Genomic DNA, 16,414 nt, shown 5'->3' on the forward strand with positions numbered 1-16,414 from the left:
GGCATAAAGTGCCCAAATAAAGTTTTGTGTAATGAGACTCCTTTAAGAAAAGAGTACATAAAAGATTACTCAGCACCAAAAGTAAAAAAGATAAAAATAGTTAGGATGGTAATAACAGTGCAATATACTGCCCATTTGGCTTAAACTCAGAAATCCTTAAGCTTGGACTTCCCAGCTCTGTATAAACAGCTTAGAGAAAGAGCACGTTCAGAATTCTGAACGCCCTCGATTAACCCTCTTTACGCTTTAAAGTCGATCTAACTTAATGTGCCCTGCTGTTTGCCCACCAATATTCCATTTCCTGTTAGTCCAATAGTTACCTTCAAAATGATATTCGTAGTCATTCCAAAGCAACTCTAGCCTGGCCGAACCATGAAAAAACTGTTCATCTGTTGGAAGTGGATCTTTAACACAAACCTTATAATTATAGTAAAGGTAAAGATTACCCTCTTCAGTTTTTAGCCAAGAAGAGAGCACCTCACTTTTCATATAGTTATTCTCACTTACTCCTGTCATTTTAAAAGTTAAAAAAGACATTTTGATATCGAAGTCAACACGAACATGCTTTTCTTGAACTTCATCATCGTCAGGTAATTTATATCTAGCTTTTAAAGTGCCTTTCCACTTACCACTTAGATTTGGACAAAAATGCTTTTGTATCAAAGATATTTTCCAAACATATTCCCAAAGTTTCAGGTTGAATAAAAAAATTAAAATTACAATAGGCACCACTACATACCTTACAGATGTATATTGTAATCCTAACGTGGCGACTAAAAAGCCAAGTGATATTAAGGATAAAATTATAAACTTTTGTACAGTACTGCCATATTTACTAATAATAAGAGACCACATCATTACCCCCTGACGTATAAGTGTTTAGCTTGTATGAATTAGCTATGACATAGATTAGTGGAGTTTTTGTTAGCTTTTGTGAGCTTCTAAAGGCTAACAAATCCTTTATAGATGGTTTTATTGATGCTCCACCAGGGTGGGTATGCCACTCCCCAAGGTAATCTCCATAACCATTGGTATCCCTGTGGAATTGTACAGCTTGTTCTAAATGACTCTTATCTCTTCTTTGAAATAAAGCACGCGCCCTAATATCCATAAAAGAAGGGGTTGTGATTTTAATTATTTCGTACTCAACTGATCCTTCTTTGATGTACCTATGTCCAAGTAGCAAGCCTCCAGCCTCATTTCTTTGCCTAGAATAATCCATTATTAAAGATACTACTTTTGGATCAAAATGGACTTTAATCACCTCACTCATTTTTTTTCACCCTACAAGCTGGGCAATAAGGTGAACGTTGCAACGGCTTATTTTTATGTTCTGCTGCTTTTTTTCCTAGAGTTTTAAAATATATGTAAGCATTTTTTTTATCTGAATACTCGCTGTCTAAAATATTTGCAGCAATGAATGATGCAGCACCAATTGAACTATCAACAGGAAATTGCACATTGCTTTCACCACAATTTCTTGTAATCAATGCTTTATGTTCTGCTTTTTTGAACTCTTTATCTATGTGTTTATGTTGGTTATCAAATAAACACCTATAGCATCCGCCATCACCTTGTTTAAATAACCTAGCAGAGTGACCACCGGCACACAAATACGAATGGTAAAGTTTAAAAGGGAACTCATTACTTATATATTGATGATTCAATGTCATTGCCGTTGAAAATTCACCTGTAGCATCTATTACAATATCTGTTCCTTGAGGGATTTGGTTCAAATTAGTAAATTTTTCCTTATGAGAAAATAAATTGTTATTCGGTGCTAATTTTTTTTGTGAATTGACTAAAGCTTGTGCCTTATTAATAAATAACGATTCAGACCCGAGTAAATGTCTTGAAATATTTTGAGGTAGTAACACATCATCATCATAGATGTGGAGTGACTTGGACGAACCTGCACCATGTTTCATCAAAATATGTGCTAAGTAGCTACCTAAAGTTCCAGCCCCAATAATACAAATTTGCTTATCTACTAAGTTTTGGGAATAGTTTCTTTTGATCAGAGTGCTTTGGGAACCATCTAAAAAATGAACATTAGTTACTTTTTTTAACTCCCCACCAAAGTTATTCGACATAATACGCAGTTGACCACGCAATAAGCGCTCAATGAAGTTTTTACTTCTATTTTGTAGTTGCTTAATCTGTGCCTGAGCTAATTTAATAATATAAGCATATATATTGCCATTATAATAAAAACATAAAGCGAAACCTCCGAACTGTTTTATATCGTCTTTTTCTCTGTGGATTAAGTTTTTTAGCTTTTCTTTTAAAGTAGTTAAAGTCTCTTTATTTGTGCCTCTAACTATATCAATAAAGCCTGTAACCTGAGCAAGACCTGCTTGCCCCTCAGGTGATGTTTTAATCTCTTCTAGGTTGGTAATTATTGTTGGAATGGGTGAGTAATTACCTTGGGTAATATGACTTATACAACCTTGACTAGACTTTGCGACATATGCAAGTTTATTGCTTGCATCTGAAGATTCGTATAATCGAATGGATAAAGTAGACTCTGTTGGACTTTTTACAAAGTAGCTAAAGAAGTCTCTTGGAAAATATGCTGTTACCTCTGCTTTAAATGCATCAAAGCGGTCTTCGGGACTACGTGCAACAATGTCTTTTACCCTCTTTAAATATATTTCAATAACCTCTTCAATTGCATATGGCTCTAGTTTATGAGTTGTAGTATCGAATACACATAGCTTATGTAGGCCATTTTCTGGCTTTTCGATATTAGGCCAAAACTTATCTAAAGGGGGTGGCCGGTTGGCAAGATATATCGTGGGCGGTTCAAAAAATGGAACTTCGTTAAAACCAAAAATGACATCAACGAATCCTTGCTGAACTTGAGGTATACTAACTCTCCCCTCGTAGCAGTAATCATGAATACATGTGTATGTCATTATATTGAGTGAGAACCCTTTTTGAATGAGGGTATTATGAGCTATTTCTAAATATTTTTTCATCCGAAAGTGTTGTGCTCTTGTATGGGAGTTATAACTTCAGATTTTTTTGTTTTAAGGTCACTATCTCGACTACAACGAATAATTCTTGTTTGATCATTTGGCATTCTAATTCCAAATAGATTAATTAGAATATCCAAAGTTTCACGTTCAGTAAGTGATGTAACAAGTGCTTGCTTAAATGACATCGCGAAACTATCAAACTTCATTCGTAATTCTTGCTTCTCTAATTCTGTAGGTGAGTGAATTGTCAAATGTGCTGACTCAGGATGTGGATGCTTTAATTCATCTGAAATCACAGCAGGTAATTTCTGCACCACGTTATATAGTTCTTCAGTCAAATCTCCGTGTTTGGGAGAGTTCGACATGATTTTTTCAATAGCTACCATTAAAGATATTGAACTTGGTCCACCTGTTGGATAATTATGATCTCTAAGACCTTTAACAACCATTACAATATCTTTAAAGTTAGGGTGAAGTTTTTTTGCTCTACTTACCCAGTCTTTTATATGCTCTGGGTTCGATTCTAGCCATTCGCCATTTCTAAGAGCTAGATTGACAGTGTGGGTTTTTAACTCTGTGTCTTGAGCTGAATTTGATTCCATTGATGCAGATTCGAACAACCATAAACGGTTGAAGTCTTCATCAGGAATAGCATAACAAGGAATGTCAAGATGAATAGCTTCATTGGTCTGTAAGCGACTGCAAGTTTTCTTTGGTATTTGCTTCCAGCCATTAGCGCTAGCCATTTTCTTGAGTACCCTATCTACAACTTCAAACATCGCGGTACTCATGGTTTTATCATCATACTGTACAACGCTCATAGGTATATACATACCATCATCTAAATCAATATCTTGAGAATTGTGGGCTGGCTGTACTATAGTGCCGTATACATAACTACCTTGCATTTTGAAGCGAGGCTTCAACTTTATAAGCTGTTCCAATTTACTTAAAGGTACTCTTTCATAAAGGTCTTTGTCTTGTTTTACTTGTTCTTTAGCGTATGACCAAGCTTCCAATATCCCGCTCCGAGCATCATCTCTAAGAGATACGAGCTTTGAGCGTATTTCATCAGATATTCTTAAGTTATCGAGATAATATTCCCTATCCCTTAAACCTGAAGAACTCAAAAGTTTGTTAATTGAAAATTTAAGCATATTCATAACCTCAAAATCTATATCTAGTATTTAATGTAATACTGAAATACCACATACAGTGTTACATGCTTTTGTAATTAATTGGGGTTGTATTTTAAAACTCAACCGTCAGTTCATACTTTATTCAAAAAAGTATTTTTATAGTCAATAGTCGAAATAAATTACCTTATTAATCTAGACAGCTAACTTTTTGTAACTTGTTTAGCTATATAAATTATAAAATATTCTAAAATCGCGACATGCAGCTAAAACTTAAAGCTTCAAATAATATAAGTTTAGTTAGGTCTACTTTCGCAAAAATAGTCAGTGCGGAATTTTGGAACCCTTGAGCAGCCCAAGTTTTGTACTAGACTAAAATGAATAATTACAACGGAAGATAATATGAGTATTAAACCAGGTCCAAAACCTAAAGCTGACTCTACAGGTAAAACTGATAAGAGAAGACGTGTTACCCCAGAGAATAAAAGTAAACACCCAAGTCTTAAAAAGCATGATCACAAAAAAGGTGAATGAGATTAAAATTATTATTCGGCTTTAGAACAAAAGACCCCAGCGTTTGCTGGGGTCTTTTTATTTAGCCTCTGCCTTTTCGGCAGTTAAGAGTCACAATTTGTGGTTGTTCAATTCCTGGCCTAATTTCAGCTGCCTACTCGGCAGTTCACTTAATGGTGAAAAAGGCGAAAAAGGCGAAGATATTTCCAGCTGCCTACTCGGCAGTTCACATGCGCCTGTATGATGCTAATAATGCCTAACAATTTCCAGCTGCCTACTCGGCAGTTCACTATAAAAAATAGTTTAAATTTCTATAAATACCAAACTGTTAAACGAATTTAAATTATTTACCCTTATTTTTAACCAATCAAATAACTCATTGAAAATTAAAAGAGTGCTTTAAAATTATTAAAAAAGGGTATTCAAAGAGGGAACCGTGCCTTGAAATGTTTGATTTGTAGCAAAGCCATAATTATTAAATTGATTTTCTATCGCATTAGTATTTTCAATTTTTTGTATGTGAAGTATAAAATCTTCCCCGTTACCTTTGCTTGATACAGGTATTGAATGAAAGTGGCCTATGTCCTTTGCCTCAAATTTATATTCAGGGTTGTAAACTTCGCCTCTGGCTTCAGCTCGTTTTTTAGCGCGTCTTAACCGTCTTTGCTTTTCGCCAACAAAAGCTTTGGCTACTGATTGGTTGCGGACAAACATGACTTCACTTTGGTTTACTGTTACTTCGAGTATTTTTGATAAGCCAAATAACTTATCATGAGCCATCATCTCAAAATAGCTTTGCTGAGATAGATTGATTAATTGCTTTTTATCTGTTGATACAAACGCTATTTGATTGCCTATCGTTTGCTCATTCCATTTAGGAAAGCACACACCAATATTACTTATTTCGCGTGAACTCATAAACCCATGCAAAATACCAATACAACGCCCAGAAAGAAGGCTTACATCACAATTTTTAGGTAAATAAGTAATAGCAAAATAATAGCGCTTCAAGCTTTACTCCTTTGGAACAAGCCACCTTTGATCAACACTGCCGCAATAAAATGAACTGCATTTGACTTCTCATCTTGCCCTAAACCATGCTTTTCCATGTGTTTAATATGCAAAGCAATGCGCGGGAGTAATGAATAAAAGTCTGAATGGCTCTTAGGTGTTCTGTGTGCAACTAATATTTGCTTATCTGCGCCATACTCGTGAGTGCGTAAAGGTTTGTAACCTCCCTCATACCAATCATCAATAGTTTGAATCGCAGCCCCTACTTTTTGTGAATTCAAACTTGCTGCTTTTTTATCGCCGACTTGAGTGTATGCAAGTTGTTTAGATGACATGCCTTGTTCAACATTGTCTACAAACTTTTGACTAGGATGAACCTCTTGGCTAAATGCATTTTTAATTTTTGTGGTTATATCTAAGTAACAATAATTTTGAGGGTTGCTGAGCCCTTCTTGAATAGCTTCTGATAATGTTATTAGTGCTGTTTGATTATTTTGCCAATTGCCCTGCCACTTTAGCTTTTGTACACCTTTAATGATGATCGGGGCTGCATTCTCAATAAGGATTTCAATATCAACATTTGGTGATTGACGGTTGCGCCAAAGCCAGTTTCCCATCAGTATATTTTTAGCATAGCGAGTTGCCACTTCATTAAGGCCATTGTGCTTTTTATAGGTTTCAAAAAAACGTTTTAACCAATAAATAACTTTAGGGTCATCACATACATGTGGCTCAATACAATTAGCCTCAACCCTGAGTGAAAAACGACAAAATAGCTCATTTACCGTTGGAGGAACGTAACACACATCAATTGTTTGAGGGTTTCCAAACGCGAGATCTTGTGGCGCTAAATTTTTAGCCACATTTTGCTTTTGATACGCATCGCCAAACCCTGACTTTTGCCCAACTAATTTATTTTGCTCTATTTGTAACGGTTCAAAATCAGACTCCGGTGTTTTATAAAAAAACACCGCTTTACTGGGTGAGAGCGAACGCGTGTAACTTAAGTGCCGAGGTAATTGCATTATTCATACTCAAACTTAGACTTTTTCATAAGCATAGACTCTTTTTGAACATCCATAACCCAAAATGCGTCATGGAAGAACTGCTTAGCCCCTGCGTACTTAACTGATGTATTGCTAACACACTCTAAAAGCCCAATTACGGGCTCTGCATAACAATGGTGTTCATGTAATGCTGCATCCCGCTTTACGGGTTCTTCAAGCGCAGCAAAACCAATTGCAGCGGGTCTTAAATTAAAGTTACCGTTAAGGGCATCAATCAATTGTTCAAAACTTTTAACTACTTTTTTCGAAGGGTATAACCAACTGCCATTTAACGATTTTGCCTTTATATTTTTAAACAGCTCACTTGGTTTAGTATGTAAATGGCACCAATCAATATTTTGATATAACGAAGGTGGATGCATAGTCCCGCCCGCAAACATAGATGGTAGTGCGGGCTTTATAAGCTGACTATTCAACTTATCTAAAAGCTCAATATTTGGTACAAAAAGCCTAAATACTAAATCGAGTGTTATATCGCATTTAGGCTTATCGATAATACCGGAACTTATCACATGAGTATGGCCAGCAACTTGTTTTAACTTACTTGGCTCGGGTAATGGTTTACCTGTATGTAGTTGATAGTTTTCAATGTAAATAGCACTGCCAATACACTTAATTGAAGGGTCTATAAAGTTTTTTAGCTTACGCTCAAAGTTATGAGCAAGCCCATTTAAAGCTGTAAGTGACGGCATGCCTTGAATATATGGGTTAGCCATTGCCTCGGCATCAAACACTCGCATATCTTGGCAATGTACATACACTATTTGCTCATCATTTAATGTTTCTTGTTCAGTTGTACAATGAGTAAACACATAGTTTAACTGCGTTTTAAACAACCCCATTAAATTAGGGTGATATGCAAAGCGTTTGAGCTTACTTAAAGTACCTAGGCTCTCATTTAGTATGTTACTAAATTGGCTAATACAGTTAGTAATATTCTGATCTAAGTAATGCTTAGCCCACTCAGGATAAGCTTGCTCTTGCGCGTTATTTTTAGCTTCAAGAATGTTATCAAGCCATAACTGCAAGCTAATACGTACTTGCCTAATAGCTGCTACTCGCGCTAATCGCTTTTGCCTTAACGTATTAAACTGCTTAATACCCACTAACACCAAAAGCGCCTGTTGAAATTGACTGCTTAATAGCGCACGAATTTTAAATGCTTTTTCAATATCATCATTGGCTACTTTAGAGCGGTTAATAGCCTTTGAATTTGTTTTAGGAAAGTAACGCAAGGCTCTTATATTGCCACCTACTGAGCTTGCTAAATCGCCTACATTGGCTGGCCTTGAGTGCTCAATTAAACCAAAGTTTAACTTACGTTCTGTTGTTAATTGCTGAATTTTAGCTAGCATTGCATGGCTTACTACAGGCGTAATCGCAAGGTAGCTTTGCTGGAATGGCATTTGTAGTTGTGGTGAAAAAGAGCTTACTTCTAATGGGAGTTCTGCCACTGGCAACTGTTGTTTTATTTTAGCCGCGATGTCTAAAACAGCCTTTTTAGTAAACCCGTAGGCTCTTATTAAATTAATCCAAACAGGCTCTTCAGTTATTAATAACTTTGCTAAACAAGTCACTTCACCTTGCCAATTAAACGAGGTTAAAAATAACTTTGCATGATTAATTTCAGCACTGTTGTGCGACCAGCCAAAACTTAAAGGTAATGATCGGCTGCAAATACCCGCAATATCTTCACTTACAACCTCACTAATTAAACGTTGATGGCTTACGCGTATATCGGGGTATTTTAAGTTATGAGTATGAAACCATTTAACTTCGTTAATGCACTTACTCAGTAACACTTCATCGCGTAATACACTTTTAGCGGTTCTTGTACTTGTTAAATCATCAATCTCACTTCGCTTATATACAAGATTAATGAGCACAACGAGAGCTTGTTCTTCAAAGCCATCTACCTCAACATGAGACGTGTATGGAACGAACAATTTTCTAAGTGCTGTGGTTTTTTCTTTTAGTGGTTCAATTGCAAATGCATCTTGTAAGTTCATAAGTTACCACGGCGCTATAAATTGTTTTTTTGTTAGAGGCTTTTCAGTCGCAAATGCTTGTTGTAGTTCAATCACTTGGCGTAAATAAAATACATGGCTATCAGCTCTGAGCTGTTCGTGCTTTTTTTGGGGATAAGCACAGTTTAAAAAGCCTTCTTGATGAAGCCTGTAAACTTGCTCTGTAGTAGTGTTTAATAATACTGCGGCATCAAAAGTACAAAGCAGTAAGTCACCAATATTTGGATGTTTAGCTTTAGGGTTACTATCAACTAATTCGACAAAGTAATTAATAATCTCATCAAGAACTTTGTTTTTACGGTTACTTGTTGCAGCTATTTGACCATCACGGATCACACTGCCATACACAGAGTTAAACTTAGTTTTATTAAAAGGGTTAAGTTGTTTGAGCCGCGCATTGTTTGTGATTAAATCTAATTCAGCGGTAAAGCCATCAGGCCAAGTACTAAAGTAATCAACAAAAGTTCGATTAAAGTCAGTATCGCTTACATCAAGTTGCTTAATTTTCGCAAACCACGATATTAACCCCACTATTTTTTGGCTGTTATTACCTGCAAGCGCAATTGCAATTGCAATTGCAATTTTAAAGTCTGCATCGTTTAACTGTTCACTACTGGTTATTTTTAAACCACAACTGCACTCTAAAAACGTCTCAGAAGCTCTGTAATCAATTAAATCATAGCATTCCTCACAATGTGTAATTAATTGTGTTTTATGCTTATGGCACGCTTTATAGGGCTTTAAATGCCAATAAAAAGGAACGTAAGAAGATTCAGACAAGCATTCAATGCAAACAGGTATGTTATCAGTGCGAAGTAACTCAAGGGGAATAGTCAGTTCATTTCGGCTTACTGCTGCTAAGTTGCCAAATTTAAAGTTACTGCGCCGCCATGCAAGCGAAAGAATATTACCAGCGTTTATATCTGCTAATTGGGCTACTAACTTGAGCGCTCTTATTCTAAAGCTGCTCGCTTGTCTAGCATGATAAACATCAACTTTACTAAGCTCCAACGGCAAGGCACCTTCAAGCTCATGATCTTGCTCTGCAAGCCATTGCCACAAAATATCAGCAAGCTCACTATAGCCATAGTATGAATTATCTCTTGCAAGCCTTAGTAAATAGCTTTCAAGCGCCTCATCTGGGTAAGGTTTTGTTTGAACTAAAAAATGCATCGCCAACCTAAACTAAGAAAATCTTAGTTTAGGTTTAGGCTAAATAAATTAGATAGTCAAAAATAATTATCGTTAAATCATTCGTACTTCACAAAAGTATAATATCTGATACTGTAGAGAGCGTTACGGCATTTCTAAAGGATGTATTAATAGCCAGTAACATAATAAAAACTCAAATTTAAAAATATAAAGCTAACTTATAAGGAGATTCTTATGGCTTGTAACTGCTGTGGTAAAGCTTTAAATAGCGGCATGGTTCAAAAGAAAGATTCATCAACCGGTCAAAAGTTTAAATCATGCCCTCATTGTTCAGACGCTAATAGTTCTGAACATATATTCCATCCATATCCGGCTTCTTTTGGTATTACTCCTGCTCGTAAAACGGCTCGCAACCCTGATGGATATCAAAGCTATTGCATTGATTGTCGACGATTAAAAAAGGGCGTTGCTTCGAAAGCTTTTCACAATGGCCGTTTGTGTAGCACACTTTAACTAAAGAGAATTAATGCAAGTATTTAAAGATGATGCGGTAAATTGGTTATCAACACTTTCAACCGAAAGTGTTGATCTTTTAATTACTGACCCACCCTACGAATCATTAGAAAAACATCGAAAAATAGGAACTACCACTCGCCTAAAAGTAAGTAAATCGTCAAGCAATCAATGGTTCGACATATTTCCAAATAATCGCTTTGAAGAACTACTAATAGAAATTTACAGAGTACTTAAAAAAGGTTCGCATTTTTATCTATTCTGCGATCAGGAAACAATGTTTTATATTAAGCCAATAGCTGAAAAAGTAGGTTTCAAGTTTTGGAAGCCAATAATTTGGGATAAAGTGACTATTGGAATGGGCTATCATTACAGAGCTAGGCACGAATATATTCTTTTTTTCGAGAAAGGTAAGCGCAAGTTAAATGATCTAAGTGTTCCAGATATCCTCACATGTAAAAGAGTATACAGGGGCTACCCTACTGAAAAACCAGTTAAGTTAATTGAAACACTCATCTCGCAAAGCAGTAATAAAAATGAACTCGTCGTCGATCCTTTTTTTGGCTCAGGAGCTACTTTAGTAGCAGCCAATAACTTAAATCGACAAGCTATCGGATGTGATATTTCAGAATCTGCTCATCAACATTTCTTTGATAGAAGAAATATATGATAAGTAATACTTCAAAATGCTTATTCCACATAACACGATTAAACACGGTGCTGTCATTTGATTATTAATAAAAACTGGGATTTACAAAATGCTTTTGATGCAATTAATGCTGTTTATTATCCAGGAGGACTCCAGAGTGGACCACAAAGAAATAGAAAGATTGAAAGCTGGGGGCAGCTTGTTGGAAAGGAACAGGCTATTGCTCAATTAGACTCACTGCTCCAAGAGCATGGTACATTAAGTAAGCTTTCCAAAGCCATTCGAATGAGTCCTAGGTCAATAAACCAACTTCGAATATTTTTTGAATCACTACCAGATCAATTTGAACTAACAACACAATCAGAAAACTACCAATTCATTGAAGGAAAAAAGTGCCTACTTGAAGAAGATTTAACGCATGAGTTTAAAGAAGTTAAAGGGTTAAGCCCTACAAATTCCATTCAGAACCAAGTAGATGAATATATAATTGCTTTTTTAAATAGTTCGGGTGGCAGCATATTTTGGGGCATATGTGACGATGGTGTTGTTAAATGCCTTAAATTAAACACTAATCAAAAGGATGAAATAAATAAAGTAATCAATGCAAAAATCAATGTCATTCAACCATCCATTGATCCCACTAAGATTAGAATTAGTTTTCATTTGGTTTTAGGAGTTGAATCTGGATTTGTATTAGAAGTAAACGTTCCAAAATCTAATAATCCTAAGCTCTTTTTTAATTCTTCAGGTAAAACTTGGGTTAGAGTGAATGGTTGTAAACAAAAACTTCAAGGACTAGCGTTGCAAGATTACATAATTGAACGCATGCAACCAAGCTTTTGATTTTATTTTTTTGATAAAACTATACCTAAGATGCTTTTTTGATCTTCTAGACTTAACTTCCCAAGTTCACATATCAATTTAGCCAAAACATCTTCTTCACAATAAAAATAAGCTACTGGCACATCTAGCTCTTTAGCAATGCGTTTCATGGTTAAAAAATCAGGAGCGTGTTTGCCCTTTTCGTATTGGTTCATGCGGGCACTAGCCGTGTTTGGCTCCATGCCTAATGCCATACCTAGCTGTTGCTGAGTAAGACCTGCTGCTTTTCTTGCAGATTTTAGGCGTGAAGGTGTTGGAGTTTCCATGAGAACCTTAGCAATAAATTTTATTATGCTAAGATTCTCTTAGTATCTAACCCATAAGTGTACTAAGGATATTTTAGTTTTACTTAAATTTATACTTAAATCTAACTTTTTCACTTTTCTTCTTTAAAAAATGCTTCGGATCTAGCAGTCTATGCCTATCATAAAAATTGTAGCTTTCTCATATGGAACTTGTTTGTATATACATTGATGAATATAAAGGTATTAAAGATCTCTTCGTAAATCTGAATCAGAAATTCATCTGTGATTTCGATAAACCTCATATTCATGTAAAAAAACAGCATTGTAAATTTAAAGAAAAATATTATCGTGGACAAAATATAAAACTAATAATTGGTAAAAATGGGGCAGGTAAAACATCAATTTTAGAGTTTATTGAAGGAGCCTTTAACGAAATCGTTGGTATTGGTACAGCTGTTTTCTGGAATGACGCTGACTCAAATTACTATATAAAAAACAACTCCTTATCAGAAATATTCCTTAATAGCAGCCCTATTAATGAGTACGAATCAAACAACAGGACTAGTCTACTTTTTATAACCAACCTTTTTGACTTAAATAAATTTACTTTCAATGAACACAGTAAAGAAAAAAAGAATGTACTAAAGTTATCTTCAAATAAATTTCTTGAAAAAAGGGTAGCAAAGAAAAAAATTCTTATGGCTGAGGTTGCTAGGGAATTAAAGTATGCTGAATATTTCAACTATCAAAAAAATGTAATTGGAGCACCTTTATCATTTAGGTTCCACATTTACCCCTCAAGTAAAAATTACCTTGAACAAGCAGTAAATAAGCTAACAAATGATAATGTTTCTAACTTATTGAAGGATGGTTATTTTCATCATTTGGTAATGGAGGAAGCTGATAAGAATCAAGAAAGAGCCTTAGCAAATAACGAAATAACATTCTCGATAAATAATATTTCTAGAGAGCACCAAATAACGGGGACTGTAATAAAAAAATCTTTAACCAAGTACTTACTATCAAATATAAAAAATGAAAGGCATAGCGATGATGCATTTTGGTATATATACAACTTTTTGATAAGTGACTTCTTAAAAAAAGCCTCTTTAAAAATAAGTGATCCAAATGATAGGGCGTGGTTTTATATAAATATCATTTTCCAAGCTTCACATTCAAATGAAAAAGTACCTGAGATTATTAAATATCATATTGATGAAAATAACCTCCTCGATAAAAGTGATGCTGTTGAAGATGTAGTTTATGAGTCCGAAACCTTCAGGAATGGACTAGAAGAAATGACTCAATCATTACTTGATAACAATATAAACATATTATCTGATACCAAATATATTTATTTCGATATTGATGACAGTCAACTAATTGCTGAAATCTCTGAAAAATTTAACGATTTAAATTTCTTTACTGGTGATAACTTTACATATGGTTGGTATGGTCTGAGTTCGGGTGAGGAGGCAAGATTAAAGCTACAATCTCGTATTTTCACTGGCATACAACAACTAATATCACGAGGCTATTCAAATATTCAGTTACTTGTAGATGAAATAGATGCCTACCTTCACCCTGAGTGGCAAAGAAAAGTTGTTAGTGAGGTTATTGATATAATAAACCACTTTAAAGATCACAACGGACTTAAACAAGCAACTATAAATACAATTTTGACGACACACTCTCCTATCATACTAAGTGACTTTCTACCCGATGATATAGTTTCAATTACTAAGATTGATGGCAAAATAACACAGGAGAAATCAAATGGCTTCGGCACCAGAATTAACGACTTATATCTTGATGGCATGCACTTGGACTCTACATTTGGCGAATTAGCCAGAGAAACTATCGAGCAACTATTTTTAGCTAAGAAATATAAAAAAATTAGCTCCCTTGATAGGTACCTAATAAAACAAATACCAGATAAAGACATTCAAGAAATGTTCCTGAGAAAAAATGATTAAAATCACTCCAGTAAAATGTCCAGTCCTCACAGCTCAATACAAAAAGTTTGTTGTCGAAGAAACTTTGGTTCCTAATATTGATAAGCTAGCGAAGTCAATACATGATAAAGAAGTTCGTAAAAGGCTAATTACTTATTTCTCAAAAAATAAGCTAGAAAGCATTACATTTGAGGAAGCCCAAAATTTACACTTAGTTATCACTGATATTTATGAAAAATTTCCTGAGCTTTTAGAATATTACTGCCCTGAGCTCTTTCTGATAAATCTTAAACTAAATTATAACTTACTAGAAATTGAAACTTTAAACCTTACTAAGGCAAAAGAAACAGCCAAAATTAATGTTTTATTTAAAACGACATTAAAAGATCTAAGTGATTTTTTCATCAATAATCCAAGCAACTTCCTAGAGAAATCTCTTAAGATCAACCGTAGAGTCAACAGAAAAGCATCAGAAAAAAGAGATGCATTAGTAGAGTTAAGTAATTTAAAGCATGGTAAAACAAGCTTATCTAAAGGATTAAAAGTTATACCTAAATGGGTAATAGAGTTTTCAAAAGTTTTTAAATACCACATTATGGCTCAAAAATTTGGTTACGAACTGATTAAAGAATTAAAAATTTCGGTGTGTCCATATTGTAATCAAGAAGACATTACCTCTATTTTTGAGAATGATGCTAGGTACCGTCCAGCATTCGATCATTTCTATCCGAAATCAAAGTTTCCATTTCTAGCAACTACACTTTCAAACTTAATTCCAGCTGGTGAACGTTGTAATGAGAGGTACAAAGCTTCAGTATCTACTTTGGGCTATGCAAACCCTTATGAAAAATCAATAGATTATCAAAAGCCTTTCTTCAAATTTAATATAGCTAACCCTAATTTTTATGATAAAAACCTTGAATTAAAAGATGTTGAAGTTGAATTGATCATAAGGGATGAGTCTATTAAGAAAAATTCTAAACTGTTTAAATTAGAAACAATTTATAACGAAGACAAATTTAAAAATGAATTTTTAAAAGTAAAAAAGAAGTATAACTTTATCAAGGAGTGTGGGGATAAGTTTCTAGACTTAGTGCACTTGAATGAGAATGATCATGAAGAAATAGACTTGCACTTTGGTATTAATATTAAAGCTTCACCCCGAAATGAAAATTTACAAGTACTCAAGGTAGATTCTCTCAACATGATTGCCAAAAGTAAAATCAGACTAAATGAATGATGGTATAGCTTATATAATTCAGTACTACAGTGTAGATTTTCACTTCCTCAACAACTGACTAATTGGCATTTTGTCAGTAAACTTGGTTGCTATAAATGGGTCTTCATCCTGGGCGCTTTCAGGTTTATAAAGTGAATAGCGCTCAACTTCGCTTGCCGTAATTTCTGCAACGGGCAAGGTAAATAGGTTTGGTACATCAGGAAACAGTGTTTCAAATGCTTTGACCAAATGCTTGATTGCGAGAGTTTTCGCGTTATCCATTAATGCATAAAGTACGGCATCATCTAAAAAGTATTTGAGTGTTCTAAAACAGCCTTTTGATAATGAGAACAAAGCAAATACTGTTGCTTGTTCACTTAAATTTGGCTTTTCGGTAAATGGCATACGGTTGGCTAGGCCAATTATTAACTGCACAAAGTGCTTTGGGTTTTCTGACAACTTAAAATAAGGCAGCTGCCGCCTTACTAATAAACGCGATGACCACTGTGGTTCGTCTGCTATTTTTTCTGCCCACGGCATACCTACCAATACAATTGATACACCCGCTTCGTCGTTAATGTATTTTAATCGGTTGGCAATCTCGCGGCGCTTTTTACCTTGGTTATGCTCAATTAGCTCTTGAAACTCATCAATAATTATAAGCTCTGTGCCACACGTTTTTAGGCATTTTATTAATGATGTGGTTAAGCGAGTGCCGTTTATTCGTAGCTTACGCTCTGTGCTGCCTACTTGCCCTAAGTCTTTAAGAAGCTCGGCTAAAGTAGATTCTAGTGTCGGATTGCTAGGTATGCGGCTGACTAATACAGGGTGATTCATCACTCCATTAATAAATTGCGGTAAGTGACGTTCTTTATACTGTTTTATTAGTGCTGTTTTACCTGTGCCTGTATCGCCATTTAACAGCATGCAAGGCTTTTCACCTGTTAGCCCTTTACCAAGTCTTAATCTGTCAAAGTCGTTAAATACCGTGCTTATTATTGGGTATTCAATAAATACATCGCGAAATTCATTAAGCTTTTCTTTTTGTTTGTCGGTCAGCATAA

General features: G+C 35.0%; 16 protein-coding genes. 6 read left to right on the forward strand and 10 right to left on the reverse strand.

What is annotated here, in order from left to right; translation table 11 throughout:
• Positions 1 to 246: 246 nt before the first annotated feature.
• From I6F10_RS07915 to I6F10_RS07930, 4 genes are read right to left on the reverse strand one after another with little or no spacing between them, the layout of a single operon-like run.
• Positions 247 to 858 (reverse strand): hypothetical protein, encoded by a 612-nt coding sequence (locus I6F10_RS07915; RefSeq protein WP_133120265.1) that lies wholly within the window; start codon positions 856 to 858, stop codon positions 247 to 249.
• Positions 836 to 1,273 (reverse strand): Mov34/MPN/PAD-1 family protein, encoded by a 438-nt coding sequence (locus I6F10_RS07920; RefSeq protein ID WP_010388203.1) that lies wholly within the window; start codon positions 1,271 to 1,273, stop codon positions 836 to 838. Before I6F10_RS07920 ends, I6F10_RS07915 begins: the two co-directional genes overlap by 23 nt.
• Positions 1,266 to 2,981, reverse strand: a complete 1,716-nt coding sequence (locus I6F10_RS07925) for a ThiF family adenylyltransferase (protein WP_197098701.1) — start codon at positions 2,979 to 2,981, stop codon at positions 1,266 to 1,268. Before I6F10_RS07925 ends, I6F10_RS07920 begins: the two co-directional genes overlap by 8 nt.
• Positions 2,978 to 4,138, reverse strand: a complete 1,161-nt coding sequence (locus tag I6F10_RS07930; RefSeq protein ID WP_101217215.1) for a CBASS cGAMP synthase — start codon at positions 4,136 to 4,138, stop codon at positions 2,978 to 2,980. Before I6F10_RS07930 ends, I6F10_RS07925 begins: the two co-directional genes overlap by 4 nt.
• Positions 4,139 to 4,519: 381 nt before the next feature.
• Here I6F10_RS07930 and I6F10_RS20385 point away from each other — a divergent pair, with 381 nt between their 5' ends.
• Positions 4,520 to 4,651: a hypothetical protein gene (locus I6F10_RS20385; protein WP_267135521.1), complete on the forward strand. Its 132-nt coding sequence runs from the start codon at positions 4,520 to 4,522 to the stop codon at positions 4,649 to 4,651.
• 387 nt (positions 4,652 to 5,038) lie between these two features.
• Here I6F10_RS20385 and cas6f read toward each other — a convergent pair whose 3' ends face one another.
• From cas6f to I6F10_RS07950, 4 genes are read right to left on the reverse strand one after another with little or no spacing between them, the layout of a single operon-like run.
• A complete protein-coding gene (cas6f, locus tag I6F10_RS07935; RefSeq protein WP_024590749.1) occupies positions 5,039 to 5,641 on the reverse strand; it encodes a type I-F CRISPR-associated endoribonuclease Cas6/Csy4 in 603 nt (200 codons plus the stop codon).
• On the reverse strand, positions 5,638 to 6,666 hold the full coding sequence (csy3, locus tag I6F10_RS07940; protein ID WP_197098702.1) for a type I-F CRISPR-associated protein Csy3: 1,029 nt from the start codon (positions 6,664 to 6,666) through the stop codon (positions 5,638 to 5,640). Before csy3 ends, cas6f begins: the two co-directional genes overlap by 4 nt.
• Positions 6,666 to 8,717, reverse strand: a complete 2,052-nt coding sequence (locus I6F10_RS07945) for a type I-F CRISPR-associated protein Csy2 (RefSeq protein ID WP_197098703.1) — start codon at positions 8,715 to 8,717, stop codon at positions 6,666 to 6,668. The genes csy3 and I6F10_RS07945 overlap by 1 nt, the downstream gene beginning before the upstream one ends.
• A 3-nt stretch (positions 8,718 to 8,720) precedes the next feature.
• Positions 8,721 to 9,908, reverse strand: coding sequence for a TniQ family protein (locus I6F10_RS07950; RefSeq protein WP_197098704.1), 1,188 nt, complete (start codon positions 9,906 to 9,908; stop codon positions 8,721 to 8,723).
• Positions 9,909 to 10,121: 213 nt separating this feature from the next.
• Here I6F10_RS07950 and I6F10_RS07955 point away from each other — a divergent pair, with 213 nt between their 5' ends.
• From I6F10_RS07955 to I6F10_RS07965, 3 genes are read left to right on the forward strand one after another with little or no spacing between them, the layout of a single operon-like run.
• Positions 10,122 to 10,400 carry a hypothetical protein gene (locus tag I6F10_RS07955; RefSeq protein ID WP_024590745.1) on the forward strand — a complete coding sequence of 93 codons (279 nt, stop codon included), beginning with the start codon at positions 10,122 to 10,124 and terminating at the stop codon, positions 10,398 to 10,400.
• 13 nt (positions 10,401 to 10,413) lie between these two features.
• Positions 10,414 to 11,070, forward strand: coding sequence for a DNA-methyltransferase (locus tag I6F10_RS07960; RefSeq protein WP_197098705.1), 657 nt, complete (start codon positions 10,414 to 10,416; stop codon positions 11,068 to 11,070).
• 57 nt (positions 11,071 to 11,127) lie between these two features.
• Positions 11,128 to 11,892: an ATP-binding protein gene (locus I6F10_RS07965; protein ID WP_197098706.1), complete on the forward strand. Its 765-nt coding sequence runs from the start codon at positions 11,128 to 11,130 to the stop codon at positions 11,890 to 11,892.
• A gap of 2 nt (positions 11,893 to 11,894) precedes the next feature.
• Here I6F10_RS07965 and I6F10_RS07970 read toward each other — a convergent pair whose 3' ends face one another.
• Complete coding sequence (locus I6F10_RS07970; RefSeq protein ID WP_058155012.1) at positions 11,895 to 12,197, reverse strand: helix-turn-helix domain-containing protein; 303 nt, start codon at positions 12,195 to 12,197, stop codon at positions 11,895 to 11,897.
• Between the two features lie 182 nt (positions 12,198 to 12,379).
• Here I6F10_RS07970 and I6F10_RS07975 point away from each other — a divergent pair, with 182 nt between their 5' ends.
• Positions 12,380 to 14,152 (forward strand): AAA family ATPase, encoded by a 1,773-nt coding sequence (locus I6F10_RS07975; protein ID WP_197098707.1) that lies wholly within the window; start codon positions 12,380 to 12,382, stop codon positions 14,150 to 14,152.
• On the forward strand, positions 14,145 to 15,371 hold the full coding sequence (locus tag I6F10_RS07980) for an HNH endonuclease (protein WP_197098708.1): 1,227 nt from the start codon (positions 14,145 to 14,147) through the stop codon (positions 15,369 to 15,371). Before I6F10_RS07975 ends, I6F10_RS07980 begins: the two co-directional genes overlap by 8 nt.
• 39 nt (positions 15,372 to 15,410) lie before the next feature.
• Here the strand turns inward: I6F10_RS07980 and I6F10_RS07985 are convergent, their stop codons facing one another.
• Positions 15,411 to 16,412 (reverse strand): TniB family NTP-binding protein, encoded by a 1,002-nt coding sequence (locus I6F10_RS07985; RefSeq protein WP_197098709.1) that lies wholly within the window; start codon positions 16,410 to 16,412, stop codon positions 15,411 to 15,413.
• Between the last annotated feature and the right edge of the window lie 2 nt (positions 16,413 to 16,414).

This window comes from Pseudoalteromonas sp. SWYJZ98, assembly GCF_015864495.1.
Classification (GTDB): domain Bacteria; phylum Pseudomonadota; class Gammaproteobacteria; order Enterobacterales; family Alteromonadaceae; genus Pseudoalteromonas; species Pseudoalteromonas distincta.

Excerpts from the sequence above, each read along its gene's own strand:
- I6F10_RS07975 (WP_197098707.1), top strand. The coding sequence starts at position 12,380 with ATGGAACTTGTTTGTATATACATTGATGAATATAAAGGTATTAAAGAT.
- I6F10_RS07925 (WP_197098701.1), bottom strand. The coding sequence starts at position 2,981 with ATGAAAAAATATTTAGAAATAGCTCATAATACCCTCATTCAAAAAGGG.
- I6F10_RS07945 (WP_197098703.1), bottom strand. The coding sequence starts at position 8,717 with ATGAACTTACAAGATGCATTTGCAATTGAACCACTAAAAGAAAAAACC.
- I6F10_RS07915 (WP_133120265.1), bottom strand. The coding sequence starts at position 858 with ATGATGTGGTCTCTTATTATTAGTAAATATGGCAGTACTGTACAAAAG.
- I6F10_RS07920 (WP_010388203.1), bottom strand. The coding sequence starts at position 1,273 with ATGAGTGAGGTGATTAAAGTCCATTTTGATCCAAAAGTAGTATCTTTA.
- I6F10_RS07960 (WP_197098705.1), top strand. The coding sequence starts at position 10,414 with ATGCAAGTATTTAAAGATGATGCGGTAAATTGGTTATCAACACTTTCA.
- I6F10_RS07980 (WP_197098708.1), top strand. The coding sequence starts at position 14,145 with ATGATTAAAATCACTCCAGTAAAATGTCCAGTCCTCACAGCTCAATAC.
- I6F10_RS07930 (WP_101217215.1), bottom strand. The coding sequence starts at position 4,138 with ATGCTTAAATTTTCAATTAACAAACTTTTGAGTTCTTCAGGTTTAAGG.
- I6F10_RS07950 (WP_197098704.1), bottom strand. The coding sequence starts at position 9,908 with ATGCATTTTTTAGTTCAAACAAAACCTTACCCAGATGAGGCGCTTGAA.
- I6F10_RS07985 (WP_197098709.1), bottom strand. The coding sequence starts at position 16,412 with ATGCTGACCGACAAACAAAAAGAAAAGCTTAATGAATTTCGCGATGTA.
- csy3 (WP_197098702.1), bottom strand. The coding sequence starts at position 6,666 with ATGCAATTACCTCGGCACTTAAGTTACACGCGTTCGCTCTCACCCAGT.
- I6F10_RS07970 (WP_058155012.1), bottom strand. The coding sequence starts at position 12,197 with ATGGAAACTCCAACACCTTCACGCCTAAAATCTGCAAGAAAAGCAGCA.
- I6F10_RS07955 (WP_024590745.1), top strand. The coding sequence starts at position 10,122 with ATGGCTTGTAACTGCTGTGGTAAAGCTTTAAATAGCGGCATGGTTCAA.
- I6F10_RS20385 (WP_267135521.1), top strand. The coding sequence starts at position 4,520 with ATGAGTATTAAACCAGGTCCAAAACCTAAAGCTGACTCTACAGGTAAA.